This is a genomic window from Streptomyces triticagri (genome assembly GCF_003429565.1).
In the GTDB taxonomy this organism is placed as follows: Bacteria; Actinomycetota; Actinomycetes; order Streptomycetales; family Streptomycetaceae; genus Streptomyces; species Streptomyces triticagri.
Window position 1 is genome coordinate 17,912 of record NZ_QUAK01000233.1, and the last position, 16,280, is coordinate 34,191.

At 71.7% G+C, this 16,280-nt stretch carries 11 protein-coding genes; 2 read left to right on the forward strand and 9 right to left on the reverse strand.

Annotation, left to right across the window (positions count from 1 at the left end; genetic code table 11):
- Positions 1 to 63: 63 nt before the first annotated feature.
- The 9 genes from DY218_RS31170 to DY218_RS35665 form a co-directional block, all read right to left on the reverse strand.
- Positions 64 to 402, reverse strand: a complete 339-nt coding sequence (locus DY218_RS31170) for a hypothetical protein (RefSeq protein WP_128559526.1) — start codon at positions 400 to 402, stop codon at positions 64 to 66.
- Positions 403 to 660: 258 nt separating this feature from the next.
- Positions 661 to 2,379 carry an alpha/beta hydrolase gene (locus DY218_RS31175; protein ID WP_158574175.1) on the reverse strand — a complete coding sequence of 573 codons (1,719 nt, stop codon included), beginning with the start codon at positions 2,377 to 2,379 and terminating at the stop codon, positions 661 to 663.
- 258 nt (positions 2,380 to 2,637) lie between these two features.
- Positions 2,638 to 3,090: a heat shock protein transcriptional repressor HspR gene (locus DY218_RS31180; protein ID WP_128559528.1), complete on the reverse strand. Its 453-nt coding sequence runs from the start codon at positions 3,088 to 3,090 to the stop codon at positions 2,638 to 2,640.
- A gap of 5 nt (positions 3,091 to 3,095) precedes the next feature.
- Entirely contained in the window at positions 3,096 to 4,301 is a 1,206-nt protein-coding gene (dnaJ, locus tag DY218_RS31185) for a molecular chaperone DnaJ (RefSeq protein WP_128559529.1), read from the reverse strand.
- A 33-nt stretch (positions 4,302 to 4,334) separates the two neighbouring features.
- The gene (gene grpE, locus DY218_RS31190) at positions 4,335 to 5,018 is read right to left on the reverse strand and encodes a nucleotide exchange factor GrpE (RefSeq protein ID WP_128559530.1); all 684 of its coding nucleotides are present in this window, start codon (positions 5,016 to 5,018) and stop codon (positions 4,335 to 4,337) included.
- Positions 5,015 to 6,889, reverse strand: a complete 1,875-nt coding sequence (dnaK, locus tag DY218_RS31195) for a molecular chaperone DnaK (RefSeq protein WP_128559531.1) — start codon at positions 6,887 to 6,889, stop codon at positions 5,015 to 5,017. The genes grpE and dnaK overlap by 4 nt, the downstream gene beginning before the upstream one ends.
- Positions 6,890 to 7,502: 613 nt before the next feature.
- Positions 7,503 to 8,291 carry an FkbM family methyltransferase gene (locus tag DY218_RS31200; protein ID WP_128559532.1) on the reverse strand — a complete coding sequence of 263 codons (789 nt, stop codon included), beginning with the start codon at positions 8,289 to 8,291 and terminating at the stop codon, positions 7,503 to 7,505.
- Complete coding sequence (locus DY218_RS31205) at positions 8,291 to 9,937, reverse strand: WecB/TagA/CpsF family glycosyltransferase (protein WP_128559533.1); 1,647 nt, start codon at positions 9,935 to 9,937, stop codon at positions 8,291 to 8,293. Before DY218_RS31205 ends, DY218_RS31200 begins: the two co-directional genes overlap by 1 nt.
- A 2-nt stretch (positions 9,938 to 9,939) precedes the next feature.
- Entirely contained in the window at positions 9,940 to 12,066 is a 2,127-nt protein-coding gene (locus DY218_RS35665; protein ID WP_267899396.1) for an MraY family glycosyltransferase, read from the reverse strand.
- Between the two features lie 374 nt (positions 12,067 to 12,440).
- Between DY218_RS35665 and DY218_RS31215 the strand changes: the two genes are divergently transcribed.
- Positions 12,441 to 14,750, forward strand: coding sequence for a (Fe-S)-binding protein (locus DY218_RS31215; RefSeq protein WP_128559534.1), 2,310 nt, complete (start codon positions 12,441 to 12,443; stop codon positions 14,748 to 14,750).
- A gap of 150 nt (positions 14,751 to 14,900) precedes the next feature.
- On the forward strand, positions 14,901 to 16,187 hold the full coding sequence (locus tag DY218_RS31220; protein WP_233521990.1) for an FG-GAP repeat domain-containing protein: 1,287 nt from the start codon (positions 14,901 to 14,903) through the stop codon (positions 16,185 to 16,187).
- Positions 16,188 to 16,280: the final 93 nt, after the last annotated feature.

Consider the following 16,280-nt stretch of genomic DNA (forward strand, 5'->3'; position numbering starts at 1 on the left):
GCCGCCCCCGCACTCCCAGCTGCGGCTTGCACTGATCAGCTCGTCAAGCCGTCACGTTCCGCGTCAGAACGAATACCAACCGCTGCAGAAATCAGGCAACTTGTCCCGCTCCTCGCAGACCTGCGCCTTGAAGATCCTGCTGTGCTTACCGCTTTCCACGGTTCCCGGGTTCCCGTCATTGTCAGGCGGACCGTCCACTCCCCCCTTGTTCCAGAGAGTCAGCTTGGTCGACGGGTGCGCATTCCGGTGGTATTCCGCCTTCACCGGATTTCCGTCCGCCTCGATGTCCCGGACGTTCATGATGCGATAATTGGCCTCGGTCCACGCCTTGGCACCGTGCTCTGTCTTGCTCCACTCCGCGAATGCCGGTGACGATCCCGCGACCGCCGCGAAGGCGAGCATGCCTATAGCCGCTCTTCGTATTCCCATACCCATGAGTGTTGTTCCCCTGTCTCGGTCCGATTCGAGGACGGTCGGCTGAATTGCCGAGTGCCCGAGGTCCGCCGCGAAATGGGTGTCGCGTTGGAACCATCGAATTCAAGCGCGGTGCTGTCGGGTCTCACACCCCCCGATCGGGGGGAATTCACACAGCAGGGGCGGGGCCGAGGGCGCCTGGCCCTCGGCCCCGGATGGGGGTTCATGCGGTGGGTGCCGGTGTGGTCACGACTCGGGGCCGAACAGTTCGTGGTCGGGATCGCAGGGCTTGTCGCTGTCGGGGAGGGAGCGGGTGAGGAGGTAGGGCTCGATGAGGGCGGTGACGCAGGTGCTCTTGCCCGCCGCCGTATGGCCCCAGCTGTCGAGCGTGATGAGCCGGGAGCCGGGGAGCAGGTCCTGGGCGGCGTGGGCGCCCGCGACGGGGGTGGCGCCGTCGTGCGTGTTGGCGATGAGCAGTGGTGGGGTGTCCAGTGCCGTGTCGAACGGGCCGTGGTAGGCGTCCTCGGGCGAACCGGGCCAGCCCGCGCAGGGGGAGTACGCCCAGACCATCAACGGCCCGAAGAGCGGGGACTGTTGGGCGGACTCCTCGGCGGCGCGGACCCAGTCGGCGGGGTCGTCCGGGTTGCGGCTGTCGGTACAGAGTGCCCCCAACTGCCGTGCCGCACCGGCAGATACGTCCTCGGCGTCCGGCTCCGCCGACGGCGTGGCCGAGACGATCCGGCCGAGCAGTCCGGCCAGCCGCTCCCGCAGGACGGAGCTCGACGCGGTGAGGTCGATCGCGGGTTCGCCCGGCGGCTCCAGCGTCGTGTCACCGTCGCCGATGCCGAAGCGGAGTACCTCCGCGACCCGGGTCGCGTGGGCGAGCAACTCGACGGCCGGCAGCGGGGCTCCGCCCAGGTGGTCGTACTGGAAGGCTCCCAATGTGAACAGACCACGGAACTGCCGGCCGTCGAGGACGAACTGCCCCAGGTCCAGAGGCTCATCGGCCAGTGAATCGTGCACCCGCTGCCACCGCTGCAGGGCGTCCCCGGCGAGCGGGCATCGGGGCGTGCCGGCCTTGTCGCACCGCTCGAGGGCCGAGGCGAGTGCTTCGTCCGTCGCCTCCGGGCCGCCACGACGGGCCCCGACCGGCCGCTGGTCACCCTCATGACCAGTCGTGGCCGCCACCGGGTCGAGTACGCCGTCCAGGACCATGGCACGTACCCGGTCGGGGAAGAGCGCCGCGTAGGTCTGGCCGAGCAGAGTGCCGTACGACAGGCCGAAGTAGGAGAGCCGGTCGTCGCCGACCGCTTGCCGGATCAGGTCCATGTCACGTGCGACGTCGGCGATGGACATGTGGTCGAGGATCGGGCCGGCCGTCTGCTCGCAGCTGGTCCGCAGGTAGTCGTCGTAGGCGAGCTGCGCCTCGGTCTCCTCGGGTGACTCGGGAGGCATCGCGACCGGCTTGGCGACGGGCTCCTGCCCCGGCGCGGGGGCGCAGCCGACCGGTGCCGAACCTCCGGCCCCGCGTGGGTCGACACCGACGAGATCGAACTTCGCGACGACGGCGGGCCCGAGCGCCGACACGATCATCGAGAAGTCGGTGACCGTCTCGCCGGGGCCGCCGAGGTTCACGAACAGCGTTCCGATGCGGCCGGAGGGGTCCGTGGCGGGAAGTTTCCTCATCGCGAGCGTGATGGTGCTGCCGTCCGGCTCGTCGTAGTCGATCGGCACCTCGGCCTCGGCACACTGCTCCGTGCCGCAGGCAGTCCAGTCGAGCTCGGGCACCGGCGCTTCGACTTCAACGGCCGCCCTGTCGTGAAAGGCCTTGTCCTGAACGGCCCCGCCCTCCCCGGCCGTCGGCCCGGTGACGCGTTCGGCCATGGCGGACGAGGTCAGCGTCAGGGATGCCAGCACACCGACCCCGACACCTCCCGCCAGTAACCGGCGGATTCTGCTGCCCATACGTGCTCCTCCTCGGTGCTCGATCGATCGCGCGATCGTGCGAACGCGCGGCTCGCACGATTCGCGCCTGCGGATGAGACACCCCGAGACGTCCGTCGGGTGATGGTCCGGAAGGTAGGGCAGCAAGCGCCGGCCGCACCTCATCGCGTCCGACGAGCCCGCTCGGCGTAGTTCATCGCCGCGCACGAACGGCCGCCGGCACACGAACAAGGGCCGAGGATCCATCGATCCCCGGCCCCTGTCAGGAGGTGAACTGCCCTAATCCGTGGGCCGCTTCGGCCGCCACACCACCAACGCGCTGGTCTGCTGCGCCTGCTGGTACGGGACCAGGTCGCGGCGGTAGGAGGCGTGGACCTGGGCCTCGCGCTGCTGCATCGCCGCCGCCGCGCCCTCGACCGCCGAGGCGAGCTCGGCGACGCGGGACTGGAGGGCCGCGACCTGGTTCTCCAGCTCGATGATGCGCTTGATGCCCGCCAGATTGATGCCCTCGTCCTGCGACAACTGCTGCACCTGGCGGAGCAGTTCGATGTCGCGGGCCGAATAGCGCCGGCCACGGCCCGCCGTGCGGTCCGGCGAGACCAGGCCCAGGCGGTCGTACTGCCGCAGGGTCTGCGGATGGAGTCCGGACAGCTGGGCCGCCACCGAGATGACGTACACCGGTGAATCGTCCGTCAGCTGATACGGGTTACGACGACGTCCCGACCCATCCATTGCCGTCACGCTCCCTTCGCGGCCTGGAACAGTTCTGCCCGCGGATCCTGGCCCGCAGTCGTCTTGCGGTACGCCTCGAGCGCGGACTTGGCGTCCTCGCTGAGGTCCTTGGGCACCGTCACCTCGACGGTGACCAGGAGGTCGCCGCGGGTGCCGTCCTTACGGACCGCACCCTTGCCGCGGGCCCGCATCGTACGACCGCCCGGAGTGCCGGCCGGCAGCTTCAGCGTGACCGGCGGACCGCCGAGCGTCGGCACCTTGATCTCGCCGCCGAGCGCGGCCTCGGTGAACAGGACCGGCACGGTGACCGTCAGATTGTCGCCCTTGCGCCCGAAGACCGGGTGCGGGTCGACATGCACGACCACATACAGATCGCCCGCCGGACCGCCGCGCTCGCCCGGTGCGCCCTTGCCGCGGAGGCGGATGCGCTGGCCGTTCGAGACGCCCGCCGGGATGCGGACCTGCATCGTCCGGGACGACTTGGCGCGCCCCGAGCCCTTGCAGACCTCGCAGGCGTCCTGCGCGATCAGGCCGCGGCCCTTGCAGTCCACGCACGGATCGGTGAGCGAGAATCCGCCACCGCCACCGCGCGAGACCTGACCGGTGCCGACGCAGGTCGGGCACACCCGGGGCGTGCCGTTCTTGTCGCCGGTGCCCGAACAGGCCTTGCAGGGCTGCTGGCTGGACATCCTGAGCGGCACCGTCGCGCCGTCCACCGCCTCGGTGAAGCTGAGCGTCACCTCGGACTCGATGTCCTGGCCGCGCCGCGGCTGGGTACGGGTGCCGCCCTGCGCGCCGCGGTTGAAGAGCCCGCCGAAGACGTCGCCGAGCCCGCCGCCGAAGCCGCCGGGACCGCCGGCGCCACCCGGCCCGCCTGCCGTGCCACCGCCCGGGCCGCCGCCGAAGAGGTCGCCCAGGTCGAAGTTGAAGTTGCCGCCGCCGCCCGCGCCCGGTCCCGGTCGGAATCCGCCGTTGCCGAAGAGCGAGCGTGCTTCGTCGTACTCCTTGCGCTTCTTGGGGTCGCCGAGGATGTCGTTCGCCTCGGAGATCTCCTTGAAGCGGTCCTCCGCCTTGGTGTTGCCCTTGTTGGCGTCCGGGTGGTTCTCGCGGGCGAGCTTGCGGTAGGCCTTCTTGATCTCGGCCTCGGTGGCGTCCTTGGGGACGCCGAGCACCTTGTAGTAGTCCTTCTCGATGAAGTCCTTCGTACTCATCCCCGGCGTCCCTCCTTCCCGCTGTCTGCTGCGTCAGCCCTCGTCCGGGCCACCGCTGTCCTTGTCCACGGCGTCTGCGGCATCGCTCGCCTCGTCGCCTTCGCCTCCCTTGACCGTCTGGGCACCGGGCTGCGGCTCCGCCACGGCCACCCGCGCGGGGCGGATGGTGCGCTCACCGAACCGGTAACCCGGCTGCAGGATCGCCACGCAGGTCGTCTCGGTGACGTCCGGCGCGTAGCTGTGCATCAGGGCCTCGTGGATCGTCGGGTCGAAGGGCTCGCCCTCCTTGCCGAACTGCTGCAGGCCCATCTTGGCGACGACCGTCTCGAGCGACTCGGCGACGGACTTGAAGCCGCCGGTGAGCTCGCCATGCTCGCGCGCCCTGCCGACGTCGTCGAGTACCGGGAGGACTTCGGTCAGGAGATTCGCCACGGCGATCTCCTTGACCGCGACCCGGTCGCGCTCGACCCGACGGCGGTAATTCTGGTACTCGGCCTGCAGCCGCTGGAGGTCGGCGGTGCGCTCGCCGAGGGCGGTACGCACCTGGTCCAGCTGGGCCGTCAGGGCCACGGTCTGATCGGTCACGTCCCCGGCCGGGGCCGCCGCCCCCTCCTCGGGAGAGGGGGAAGCGGCCTTCGGCTCGGTGGCGTCGGGGGTGTCGGCGCCGCCGGAGGGGACGTCGGGCTGCTCGTCGAAGCCCGGGGTCTCCTCCGTCACGCGGCACCGTCCTTGTTGGGCTTGTCGTCGTCGATGATCTCGGCGTCCACGACGTCGTCCTGCTCGGCGGCCTGCTCGGCGCCCGGCGTGCCAGCGTCGCCCGCACCGGCGTCGGCGCCGGCGGCGCCCTGCGCGGCCTGGGCGTCGGCGTACATGGCCTGGCCGAGCTTCTGGGCGACGGCCTGGACCTTCTCGGTGGCCGTACGGATCTCCGCGGAATCCTCGCCCGCGAGCTTCTCCTTGAGCTCCTTGACCGCGTCCTCGACCTCGGTCTTGACCTCACCGGGGACCTTGTCCTCGTTGTCCTTGAGGAACTTCTCGGTCTGGTAGACGAGCTGCTCGCCCTGGTTCCGCGACTCGGCGGCCTCGCGGCGCTTCTGGTCCTCGTCCGCGTACTGCTCCGCCTCCTGGCGCATGCGGTCGACCTCGTCCTTCGGCAGCGAGGAGCCGCCGGTGACGGTCATCTTCTGCTCCTTGCCCGTGCCCAGGTCCTTCGCGGTGACGTGCATGATTCCGTTGGCGTCGATGTCGAAGGAGACCTCGATCTGCGGGACGCCGCGGGGGGCCGGCGGCAGGCCGGTGAGCTCGAACATCCCGAGCTTCTTGTTGTACGCCGCGATCTCGCGCTCGCCCTGGTAGACCTGGATCTGGACCGACGGCTGGTTGTCCTCGGCGGTGGTGAAGATCTCGGACCGCTTGGTCGGGATCGTGGTGTTCCGCTCGATGAGCTTGGTCATGATGCCGCCCTTGGTCTCGATACCGAGGGACAGCGGGGTCACGTCGAGGAGCAGTACGTCCTTGACCTCACCCTTGAGCACACCGGCCTGCAGGGCGGCGCCGATGGCGACGACCTCGTCCGGGTTGACGCCCTTGTTGGCCTCCTTGCCCTCCGTGAGCTCCTTGACGAGCTCCGCGACGGCGGGCATACGGGTGGAGCCACCGACCAGGACGACGTGGTCGATCTCGGACAGCTGGATGCCGGCGTCCTTGATCACGTTGTGGAAGGGGGTCTTGCAGCGCTCGATCAGGTCCTGGGTGAGCTGCTGGAACTGGGCGCGGGTGAGCTTCTCGTCCAGGTGCAGCGGGCCCTCGGCGGACGCCGTGATGTACGGCAGGTTGATCGTGGTCTCCGTGGAGGAGGACAGCTCGATCTTCGCCTTCTCGGCGGCCTCGCGCAGGCGCTGGAGCGCCATCTTGTCCTTGGAGAGGTCCACGCCGTGGCCGTTGTTGAACTGCTTGACCAGGTAGTCGACGACGCGCTGGTCCCAGTCGTCACCACCGAGGTGGTTGTCGCCGTTGGTGGCCTTCACCTCGACGACGCCGTCGCCGATCTCGAGCAGCGAGACGTCGAAGGTGCCGCCACCGAGGTCGAAGACGAGAATGGTCTGGTCGTCCTTGTCCAGGCCGTAGGCCAGGGCGGCGGACGTCGGCTCGTTGACGATGCGCAGGACGTTCAGCCCCGCGATCTCGCCGGCCTCCTTGGTGGCCTGGCGCTCCGAGTCGTTGAAGTACGCCGGGACGGTGATGACCGCGTCCGCGACCTTCTCGCCGAGGTAGGACTCCGCGTCCCGCTTCAGCTTCTGCAGGATGAAGGCGCTCATCTGCTGCGGGTTGAAGGTCTTGTCGTCGATGTCGACCTTCCAGTCGGTGCCCATGTGGCGCTTGACCGACCGGATGGTCCTGTCGACGTTCGTGACCGCCTGACGCTTCGCGACCTCGCCGACGAGCACCTCACCGTTCTTCGCGAAGGCGACGACGGACGGCGTGGTCCTGGCGCCTTCGGCGTTGGTGATGACGGTGGGCTCGCCGCCCTCCAGAACGCTGACGACGGAGTTAGTCGTGCCCAGGTCGATGCCGACCGCACGTGCCATTTCGATTCCTCCAGTGACTTGAGTGGAACTGGCTCAAGGATGCACGACGGACGCGGCGGCGTCAACAGACCTGAGTCGACCCCACTCAACTTTTATCCAGCCCTTACGGGCAAGGGGTGCCGCCCGCCCTGTATCCACTCCACCAGGTATGCCCGAACAACGAGATCAGACCGGTATCCGCCACCACGGAGCGACACCCGACCGCGCGGCCCGCGGGGGCCCTCCGACTCCGTCTCCTTCGCGCCCGGGCCGGACGCGGCGGGCGAACTCCTGCGACCCGACCGGGAGTTGGACCCCACGGCGGTTCACGGTGGACGCCCTGCGGGGGCCGCGGACGGCACCTCGGTCCGCGTGCCCGCAGGGCAGGCGTGGCCTACGGGCATACGTCGCACCCGGCCGTTCGGGGATGCGGGGATCCGGGGATCCGGGGATCCGGGGATCCGCAGCGAACAGCCGCCGTGCGCCGGCTCCCTGGAGGTGTGACGCGATCCTCGAGGATCACGCCGCGGCTCCCCAGCCTCCGGCCGGGAGAGCGCACGGCGCTGCGGGCGGGGCGGCACGCCGGAGGTGAGCGGGGCGGCCTACGTCGAGGCCTGCTCGGGTGCAGGTCCAGTCAGGCGAAGGCCGGCTGCGGGTGGTGGGCGGACATGGCGCCGGCGGCGGAGACCTCGGCGGGGTCGTCCTCCTCGACCAGGACCAGGTCGCAGCGCAGGAGCCGGCCCGACGCCGGGTCCGTGACGTCCGGCAGTACGTGCATCAGGGTCAGGCCGAGTTCGCCGCGGGCGAGGGTCAGGGCCTCGTCGAAAGGCAGGCCGTCCGCGCCGTGCGGCAGCGACACCCCGGTCTGCAGTCCGGCGATCTCGTCCCGGAACTCGCCCGCGCCGGCGATCACCCGGGTCTCCCGCCCCGGCACGTCGAGCCGCAGGAACACCCGCTCGCCGGGCGCGGTGATCTCCTCCCACAGCTCGTCGAGCCGGCGCGCACCGGTCCCGTCTGCCGGGCGGGGTGCGCCGCTCCTGTCGTCGGGCTCGTTGCCCAGGGCGTACGGCAGGACGGTCCAGGTGTCGTCGTCGGCCGCGGCGGTACGGAGTTCACGGCACAGCGCCGGCCGCGGCTCGAAGGAAACGATGCGGCCGCGGAATCCGCCCCGGCGGAGCAGCGCCGCGTACGCGCCGCGTCCCGCGCCCACGTCGAGCACCGTGTCGATCTCGAACCGCTCCAGCAGCAGGGCCAGTTCGTGCCCCACCTGACCGTCCGGGAGCCGGCGTACGTCGTACCCGATGCGGCGCAGCGCCCCGCGCGCCCGCCGCACGATCCTCTGCTGCAGCGCCGCGCACTGCCCGCGGCCGCCCGTCACCTGCACCAACGGCACCGCCGGCACCGACGTCCGGAACTGACTCATCACAAGGACCCTTTCGACGGGGACGATCCGGGGGCGTCGGGGGCGGGGGCGCCCGAGGCGGGTGCGCGGGAATCGGGTTCTCCCGGCGAGGGCGAGGTGGACCGGGGCGCCCCAGATGCCTGAGGTCCGGCCTGGGAGCGGCCGGAGGACGACCCGGATACGGAGGCACCACCGGACGAGGGCGAGCCGGACACAAGCGAGCCGGACACCTGCCCTCCGGATTCGCCCGCACCAGTCGCAGAGGAACCCGCAGTCGCAGAAGAGCCGGACACACGCGCGCCGGGGGCGGGCGCGCCCGAGGTGGGTTCGCCCAGCGAGGGGGAGGTGGACCGGGGCGCCCCGGACGCCTGCGCCCCGGAGGGACTCGCTCCCCTCGAAGCGGCTCCGGACGTAGGCGAGCCGGACGCAGACTCTCCGGATGAGCCCGCACACCCGGTCCCAGAGGTCCCGGACACGGGCGGCGTGCCGGACACAGACGCTCGGAATGAGCCCACGCCCCTCGAAGCGGAACCCGACGCGAACGGCTCGGCCGCCTGAGGCCCGGCCGCGGTACGACCCGAGGACGAGCCGGGCGCCGCAGGCCCACCGGACACACTCGAGCCGGACACCTGCACTCCGGATTCGCCCGCACCAGTCGCAGAGGAACCCGCGGTCGCGGAGGAGCCGGACACGCGCGCGCCGGCAGCGGGGGCGCCCGAGGTGGGTCCGCCCGGTGAGGGCGGGGGCGCTCCGGGTGAGGTAGGCGAGGGGGCGGGGAGCGCGGTGGTGGCGGCGCGGGGCTGTGGGGTGCGGGAGCCGGAGGGGCGGCGGACGATCGGGGTGCGTGGGCGGGCGGTGGGTGAGGGCGTCGGTCGTAGGGCCGCGCGGATGAACCGGGGGTGGGCCCAGAGGAGGCGCCGCCAGCGTTCGTGCGCAGCGGGAGCGGGCACGAGGCGGCGCAGCCGTTCCCGTACGGGTAGCGGGGCGGGAGCGGAACGCCCCCTCCCCACCGGCCGGTGGGCCGGCACCGCAGCGAAGACCGCGGGACCGGCCGCGACGTACACCGCCGGGTGACGGCCGGCGAGCAGCGCGGCCTCGTGGTCGCGCTGCGGGGTGTCGAGGCCGACCCAGACGATCTGGGCCCCGCAGGACCGGATGCGGCCGGCCCGCTCGGCGCGGTCCGCGTCGGTCGGCCGGCCGGGCGGTACGGCCTCGGAGCCGACGATCAGGGCGCGCGGATAGCGGGCGAGGAGCATGGCGGCGAGCCGGTCGAGCCCCGTACGGCTGGAGCCGAGCAGATAGTGGCGCAGGCCCACGGTCTGGCCGGTACGGAAGACGTCGAGCAGCAGGCGGGGGCCGTCGACGGGTACGGCGGGCAGGCCGCGGTCGTGGTGCAGGAGCCGGCTGATCCGGGCCACGCCCGGCCCGTCCGGGAGGTTGAGGGTCGCCTCGCGCAGCCGCCGGTGCAGTACGGGATCGGTGTCGGCGAGCGCGAGGGTGTACGCGTCACAGAGGTGCACGTCGACCGCCTCGCCGAGCGCGGCCAGCCGTACGACGGCGGCGGAGCCCTCGGCCGGCGTGACCACCGCGAGGGGGACCCCGGAGCAGACCACCGTGGCCGCGGCGACGGCGGGCGGCACCCGCGGCACCGGCCGCCGGCCGGCCACGCTCACCGCTCCACCACCCCGTCACCCGCGGTGGGCGCAGGGGGCGCGGTGGTCGCCGACCCGGGCAACGGCACCCGGGCGGGTTCGTCCGCGGCTGCCTCGGGTCGGGGTCGGGAGGTCTCCGCCCGAACGCCGGCCGCTGCGACGGCCTCCGGCCGCGCCGTACCGCGCGCGACGCCGCCCCCCAGAGCCGTGGCACCGGAGGCGCCGGCACCGGGAGAAGCAGCCGGCGCGGCCGACGTACCCGCAGTCGCCTGCACTGCCGGAGCCCCCGCCTCTGCCCCCGCCTCCGATTCGGCGCCGGCCTCCTGCGCCGCCCTCGCCGAAGTCGCCCCGGAGACACCGGACTCCGACACGGCACCCGAGCCCCCGGCCCCGGAAGCAGCACCCTCCGGCCGAACCGGCGAAACCGCCCCGTCGACGACCGCGGCCCGCCGCGCACAGTCCGCGAACCGCGCCACGCCGTCACCGTGCGGCAGCACCAGAACCCGAACACCCGCCCGGGACACGCCCGGAGCCCCAGCCCCGGAAGCAGCACCGGTCCCGGAAACAGCGCCAACCCCGGAAGCAGCACCGGACTCCGACACAGCACCGCCCTCCGGCACAGGAGTAGAGGCCCCCACCCCAGAGACCCCCCGTCCAACAACCCCCACCGCACTCGGAACCCCGGCGAGACCGCCCTCCGGTGAACACCGCGGCGGTGCCGTCGTCGACGGCACGGCGGTCGGAACACTCGGGGCAGCAGCGGAAGAGCCGCCCGAGGCCTGCGCACCCGGCGCCCGAACCCCCATGGCACCGGCACCACCCGGCCCCCGCACCCCCATGGCACCGGCACCACCCGGCCCCCGCACCCCCGTGCCACCGGCCCCAACACCCGCACCAGAAGCCGCCCCCGGCGCACCGGCAGCCCGAGCCCCCACACCCGCAGGAATCCCCGCGCCGCCCCCGCCCGCCCGGGTGGCCGGTACTCCACCCTTCGTACGGGGCGCGCTGCGCGGTCCCGTGATCCTGCCGGTGGCGACTCGGACACCACCACCGCCACCACGCGCACCCGGCTCGGAGCGCACCCCCGCACCACCCCGCGGTCCCGCACCACCCCGCGCACCCGGCGCGGGACGCACACCCGTACCCGGCCCACCGCGCACGCCCCGCGGCGCCCGTCGCCCGTACACCCGTACGCGGAGCAGGGCGAGGACCGCCGCCGCGGTGGCGCAGAGCAGCGGGAGGGCGGCCGACGGGCCGAGGGCTTCGCGGTGGACGAGGACACCGAGGATGCAGCCCACCACCGCCGCCGCACCGAGCACCACCGCCGCACCCGGCACCGTGAAGCCGATGCGCCGCAGCCGGTGCGCGATGTGGTCCGTGCCGCCGCGCAGCAGCGGCCGGCCCGCTCGGCGCCGGGACGCCACGACCAGGACGGTGTCCGCGATGACCACGCAGGACAGCGCGAACAGAGCGGCGGCGCTGGGCAGTACGTCCCGACCGGCGTGCACGAGCACCCCGGCCGAGCCGAGCACGAAGCCGGTGAAGAGCGCGCCGCAGTCGCCGAGGAAGAGGCGCGCGGGATGCCAGTTCAGCGTGAGGAATCCGGCCAGCGCCGCGGCGAGTACGAGAAGCAGGAGCGCGAGCCCGGAGTGCCCGCCCGCGCCCGCGCACAGGGCGAGCCCGATCGCGGTGACCGCACCGACCGTGCCCACCGCGCCGTCCGAATTGTCCAGCAGATTGAAGGCGTTGGTGACGAAGACGATCCAGCCGACGGCCAGGAGTCCGGCGGCCGGCGAGAGCCCGCTGCCGAACACCACGGCACAGGCGGCCCCGGTCTCGACCACCAGACGCGGCCCGGGCCCGAGCGGCCGCAGATCGTCGACGAGGCCGAGGAGTGCGACCGCGCCGGCCGCCCAGAGCAGCCGCCGCACGTCGTCGCCGAGTGGCGCGTAACCGGTGCAGCAGACGACGAACGTGCCCGCGGCCACCGCGAGCCCGCCGAGATGGGGCGTGGGCCGCGCATGCACCTTGCGGCCGCCGGGCCGGTCGAGGACCCCCGTGCGCAGGCAGAGCGCGCGGACGCCGCGGCTGAGCACGGCGGTGAGGAGTACGGCGGCGAGCACCGCGACGGTTCCGTAGAGCATGATCAAGGGCTGCCGTTCTGTCGCGCTGTCCGGCCATCGCGGCACCCGGATGGATCCGGAGCACGCGCATACCGGGCTCGAACCACCCATAAGCTAGTACGGTATGTCCAAATATGCGGCGAATAACACGATTCAATGCGGAAGAAAAGGCGGCAAAGCCGATACGAGTGACCCCGGGCGGCGGATCGCGGCCGCGGAGCCCCGCCCGGCGGACCGCGAGGGCAGCCCCACTGAGGCAGACCTCAGCGACACAGATCACCGCCGCCCCAACTACAGTGCCGCCGCAGGAATGGGTAGTCTCGTACGGACTGCATAAGTTACCGCTTAGTAATCCGTCTTAAGCTGCCCCGCCTCGCAGGCCCGAGGAGCCCCCAATGCAACTCGCCGCGATCATCGTGTCGCTGGTCCTGAGTGTGGTCGGTATCGCGCTGCTCGCGCGCGCCATCGGCCAGTTCGTCAGGTACTTCAAGCTCGGCCAGCCGGTGCCCGCCGGCACCCGCACCGACAACCCCTACCAGCGCAGCGTCACCCTGGTACGGGAGTTCCTCGGCCACACCCGGATGAACCGGTGGGGCATCGTGGGCGTCGCGCACTGGTTCGTGGCGGTCGGCTTCCTCACCCTGCCGCCGACGATCGTCACGGCGTACGGGCAGCTCTTCAAGGCCGACTGGACGCTGCCGGTCATCGGCGGATTCCTGCCGTACGAGCTCTACATCGAGTTCATCAGCGCGATGACCACCTTCGGCATCCTCGCGCTGATCGTCATCCGGCTGCTCAGCCTGCCGTCGCGGCCCGGCCGCAAGTCCCGCTTCGCGGGCTCGAAGATGGGCCAGGCGTACTTCGTCGAGTACGTCATCCTCACCATCGGCCTGGCGATCTACGTGCTGCGCGGGCTCGAGGGGGCACTGCACCACGTCGAGTCGTACGAGGCCGCGTACTTCGCCTCGTATCCGCTGGTGCTCCTCTTCAAGGGCATGTCCGTCGCGGCGCTGCAGAACCTCGTCTACCTCTTCGCGATGATCAAGCTCGGCACCACCATGATCTGGATGATCACGGTGTCCCTGAACACCAACATGGGTGTCGCCTGGCACCGGTTCCTCGCCTTCCCCAACATCTGGTTCAAGCGCGAGGCGACCGGCGGCACGGCACTCGGCGAGCTGCAGCCGATGACCTCGGGCGGCAAGCCGATCGATTTCACCGACCCGGGCGAGGACGACGTCTTCGGGGTCAGCCAGGTCGAGCAGTTCTCCTGGAAGGGCCTGCTGGACTTCTCGACGTGTACGGAGTGCGGTCGCTGCCAGTCGCAGTGCCCGGCCTGGAACACCGGAAAGCCGCTCTCCCCCAAGCTGTTGATCATGTCGCTTCGCGACCACGCGCACGCCAAGGCCCCGTACCTGCTCGCCGGTGGCGGCAAGAACATGGAGGGCGAGGAGACGGCGACCGAGGAGCAGCTCAAGGACGTACCGGCCGCAGCGCTCGCGGAGGCCGAACGGCCGTTGATCGGGACCCTGGAGGAGAATGGGGTCATCGACCCCGACGTGCTGTGGTCCTGCACCACCTGCGGTGCCTGCGTCGAGCAGTGCCCGGTCGACATCGAGCACATCGACCACATCGTCGACATGCGCCGCTACCAGGTGATGATTGAGTCCAGCTTCCCCAGCGAGGCGGGCACGATGCTCAAGAACCTGGAGAAGAAGGGCAATCCCTGGGGCCTGGCGAAGAAGCAGCGGCTCGAGTGGACCAAGGAGGTCGACTTCGAGGTGCCGGTCGTCGGCAAGACGATCGACGACCTCACCGAGGTCGAGTACCTGTACTGGGTCGGTTGCGCAGGCGCGTTGGAGGACCGGGCGAAGAAGACCACCAAGGCCTTCGCGGAGCTCCTGCACATCGCGGGCGTCAAGTTCGCGATCATGGGCGGCGACGAGAAGTGCACCGGTGACTCGGCACGGCGCCTCGGCAACGAGCCGCTGTTCCAGGAGCTGGGGATGGAGAACGTCGCCACGCTCAACGCCGCCTTCGGCGAGTCCCTCGGCGAGGACGGGGAGGTGGACCCGGAGACGAAGAAGCCGAAGACGGCCAAGAAGATCGTCTCGACCTGCCCGCACTGCTTCAACACCATCGCCAACGAGTACCCGCAGCTCGGCGGCGACTACGAGGTCATCCACCACACGCAGTTGCTGCAACACCTCATCGACGAGGGCAAGTTGATCCCGGTCACCCCGGTCGACGGCCTGATCACGTACCACGACCCGTGCTACCTGGGCCGGCACAACAAGGTCTACACGCCGCCGCGCGAGATCATGTCCGCCGTCCCCGGCCTGCGCCAGCAGGAGATGCACCGCCACAAGGAGCGCGGCTTCTGCTGCGGCGCCGGCGGCGCGCGGATGTGGATGGAGGAGCGGATCGGCAAGCGCATCAACACCGAGCGGGTGGACGAGGCGCTGTCCCTCAACCCGGACATCATCTCCACCGCCTGCCCGTTCTGCCTCGTCATGCTGACCGACTCGGTCAACGGCAAGAAGGCTGAATCCGATAGCGGCTCCGCCGCGGGCGGCAAGGCGCCCGAGTCCCTCCAGGTCGTGGACGTCGCCCAGCTGCTCCTCGACTCGGTCAAGACACCGGCCGACCCGGGGGCCGGCGAGGCGGAGACCGCGGACGCGCCGGAGCCGGAGCCGGTCAAGTAGCGGAGCTCGCAAGGGGCGTATCCGTCCTGCTCGTACGGATACGCCCCTTCGCTCTGCCCCGATCGGGATGGAACCGTTGCCTCCGCCCGTGGCCCGCTGCCGCATCATGGGGAGGTTGATGTTCCGGGGGCGGATGGGGTGGGTGGCGTCGTGCGGATACGAATGGCCTCGGCGATAGCGGTGACCGGCTGCGCCGTGCTGATCGCCGGCTGCAGCGGGGGTCAGGGCGCCGCCAAGCGGCCGGACCCGAGCCGGCGACCGGTGCCCGCCGCGGGCAAGGCCGCCGTGCCGAAGACCCCGGTGCCGCGCGGCCGGGGCAGCCGGGTCGCCGACGACTTCAACGGCGACGGGCACCGCGATCTGGTCCTCGACGACCTCGCGCACCGCGGCCACGACGACGACGCCGGCATCGGCATCGTGTACGGCACCGCGCACGGACTCGACGCCGGTGCACGCCAGTTGCTCGACCCCCGGCGGCGTGCCGCGCCCGTCAAGGGCGTCACCCCGGCCGCCTTCGACGCGGCCGCCACCTGCGACCTGGACGGTGACGGGTACACCGACCTGGTCGTCTCCACCGACCCGCCGTACGACGGGATCGGGCAGCCGCCGGTGCCGCTGCAGATCCTCTTCGGATCGCCGGACGGCATCCGCGGCAAGGCCGTACGGCTGCGGATACCGGGCGCGGCGCGGGACGGCAACGACTGGCCCGACCAGCCCGTGTGCGGCGACTACGACGGGGACGGCCGCGCCGACCTCGCCGTGCACGCCGGCAACACCCAACTCGGCTTCCTGCGCGGCCCCTTCACCCGTACCGGCGCCCCGCGCTCGGGGAAGCTGGTGAAGGCGCCGGGCACCCGGCTCCGCGGCCCCGCCGTCGACGCCGACCGCGACGGCCACGACGATCTGGTCGTCCAGGCGGGCGCCGACGGGAAGAGCGGACTCGTGCTCGGGTCACCGGCCGGGCCCGCAGGTACGGGTGTCGTCTTCCCGGCCGGCCAGGAGCTGGTGCTCGGCCGCTTCGGCAAGGGCCCCGGCAGCGACGCCGCGATCAGCACCCGGAAGGCCGGCCTCGCCCTGCGCTACGAAGTCCCCGGCACCGCCCGCGCCACCCTGCCCGCCGACGGAGCCGCCCTGGACACCGGAGACTTCGACGGGGACGGCCTCGACGACCTCGTGGTCACGGGCGCCCGTCCGGTCGTCCATGCCGGAACCCCGGGTGGCCTCGCCGCGAAGGGAAATCCCGTGGAACTCCCGGCCCGCGGCCGCACCCCGCAGGTCATCGCCGCGGCCGACTTCGACGGCGACGACCACGACGACCTGGTCGTCCGCACGGACCTGGGCCGCGCAGGCGACTCGGTCACGGTGTTCACGGGCACCCCGAAGGGCCTCACCGCACACCCCACGACCACGTTCACCACGGCGATGTTCGGCACGTGATCCAGGGCGGCACCTCCCGCTCACCCGCACCTCCAGCCCGCCCGGCATACCCAGCCCGCCCGGCCCCTCCAGCCCGCCCGGTATTTCCAGCCC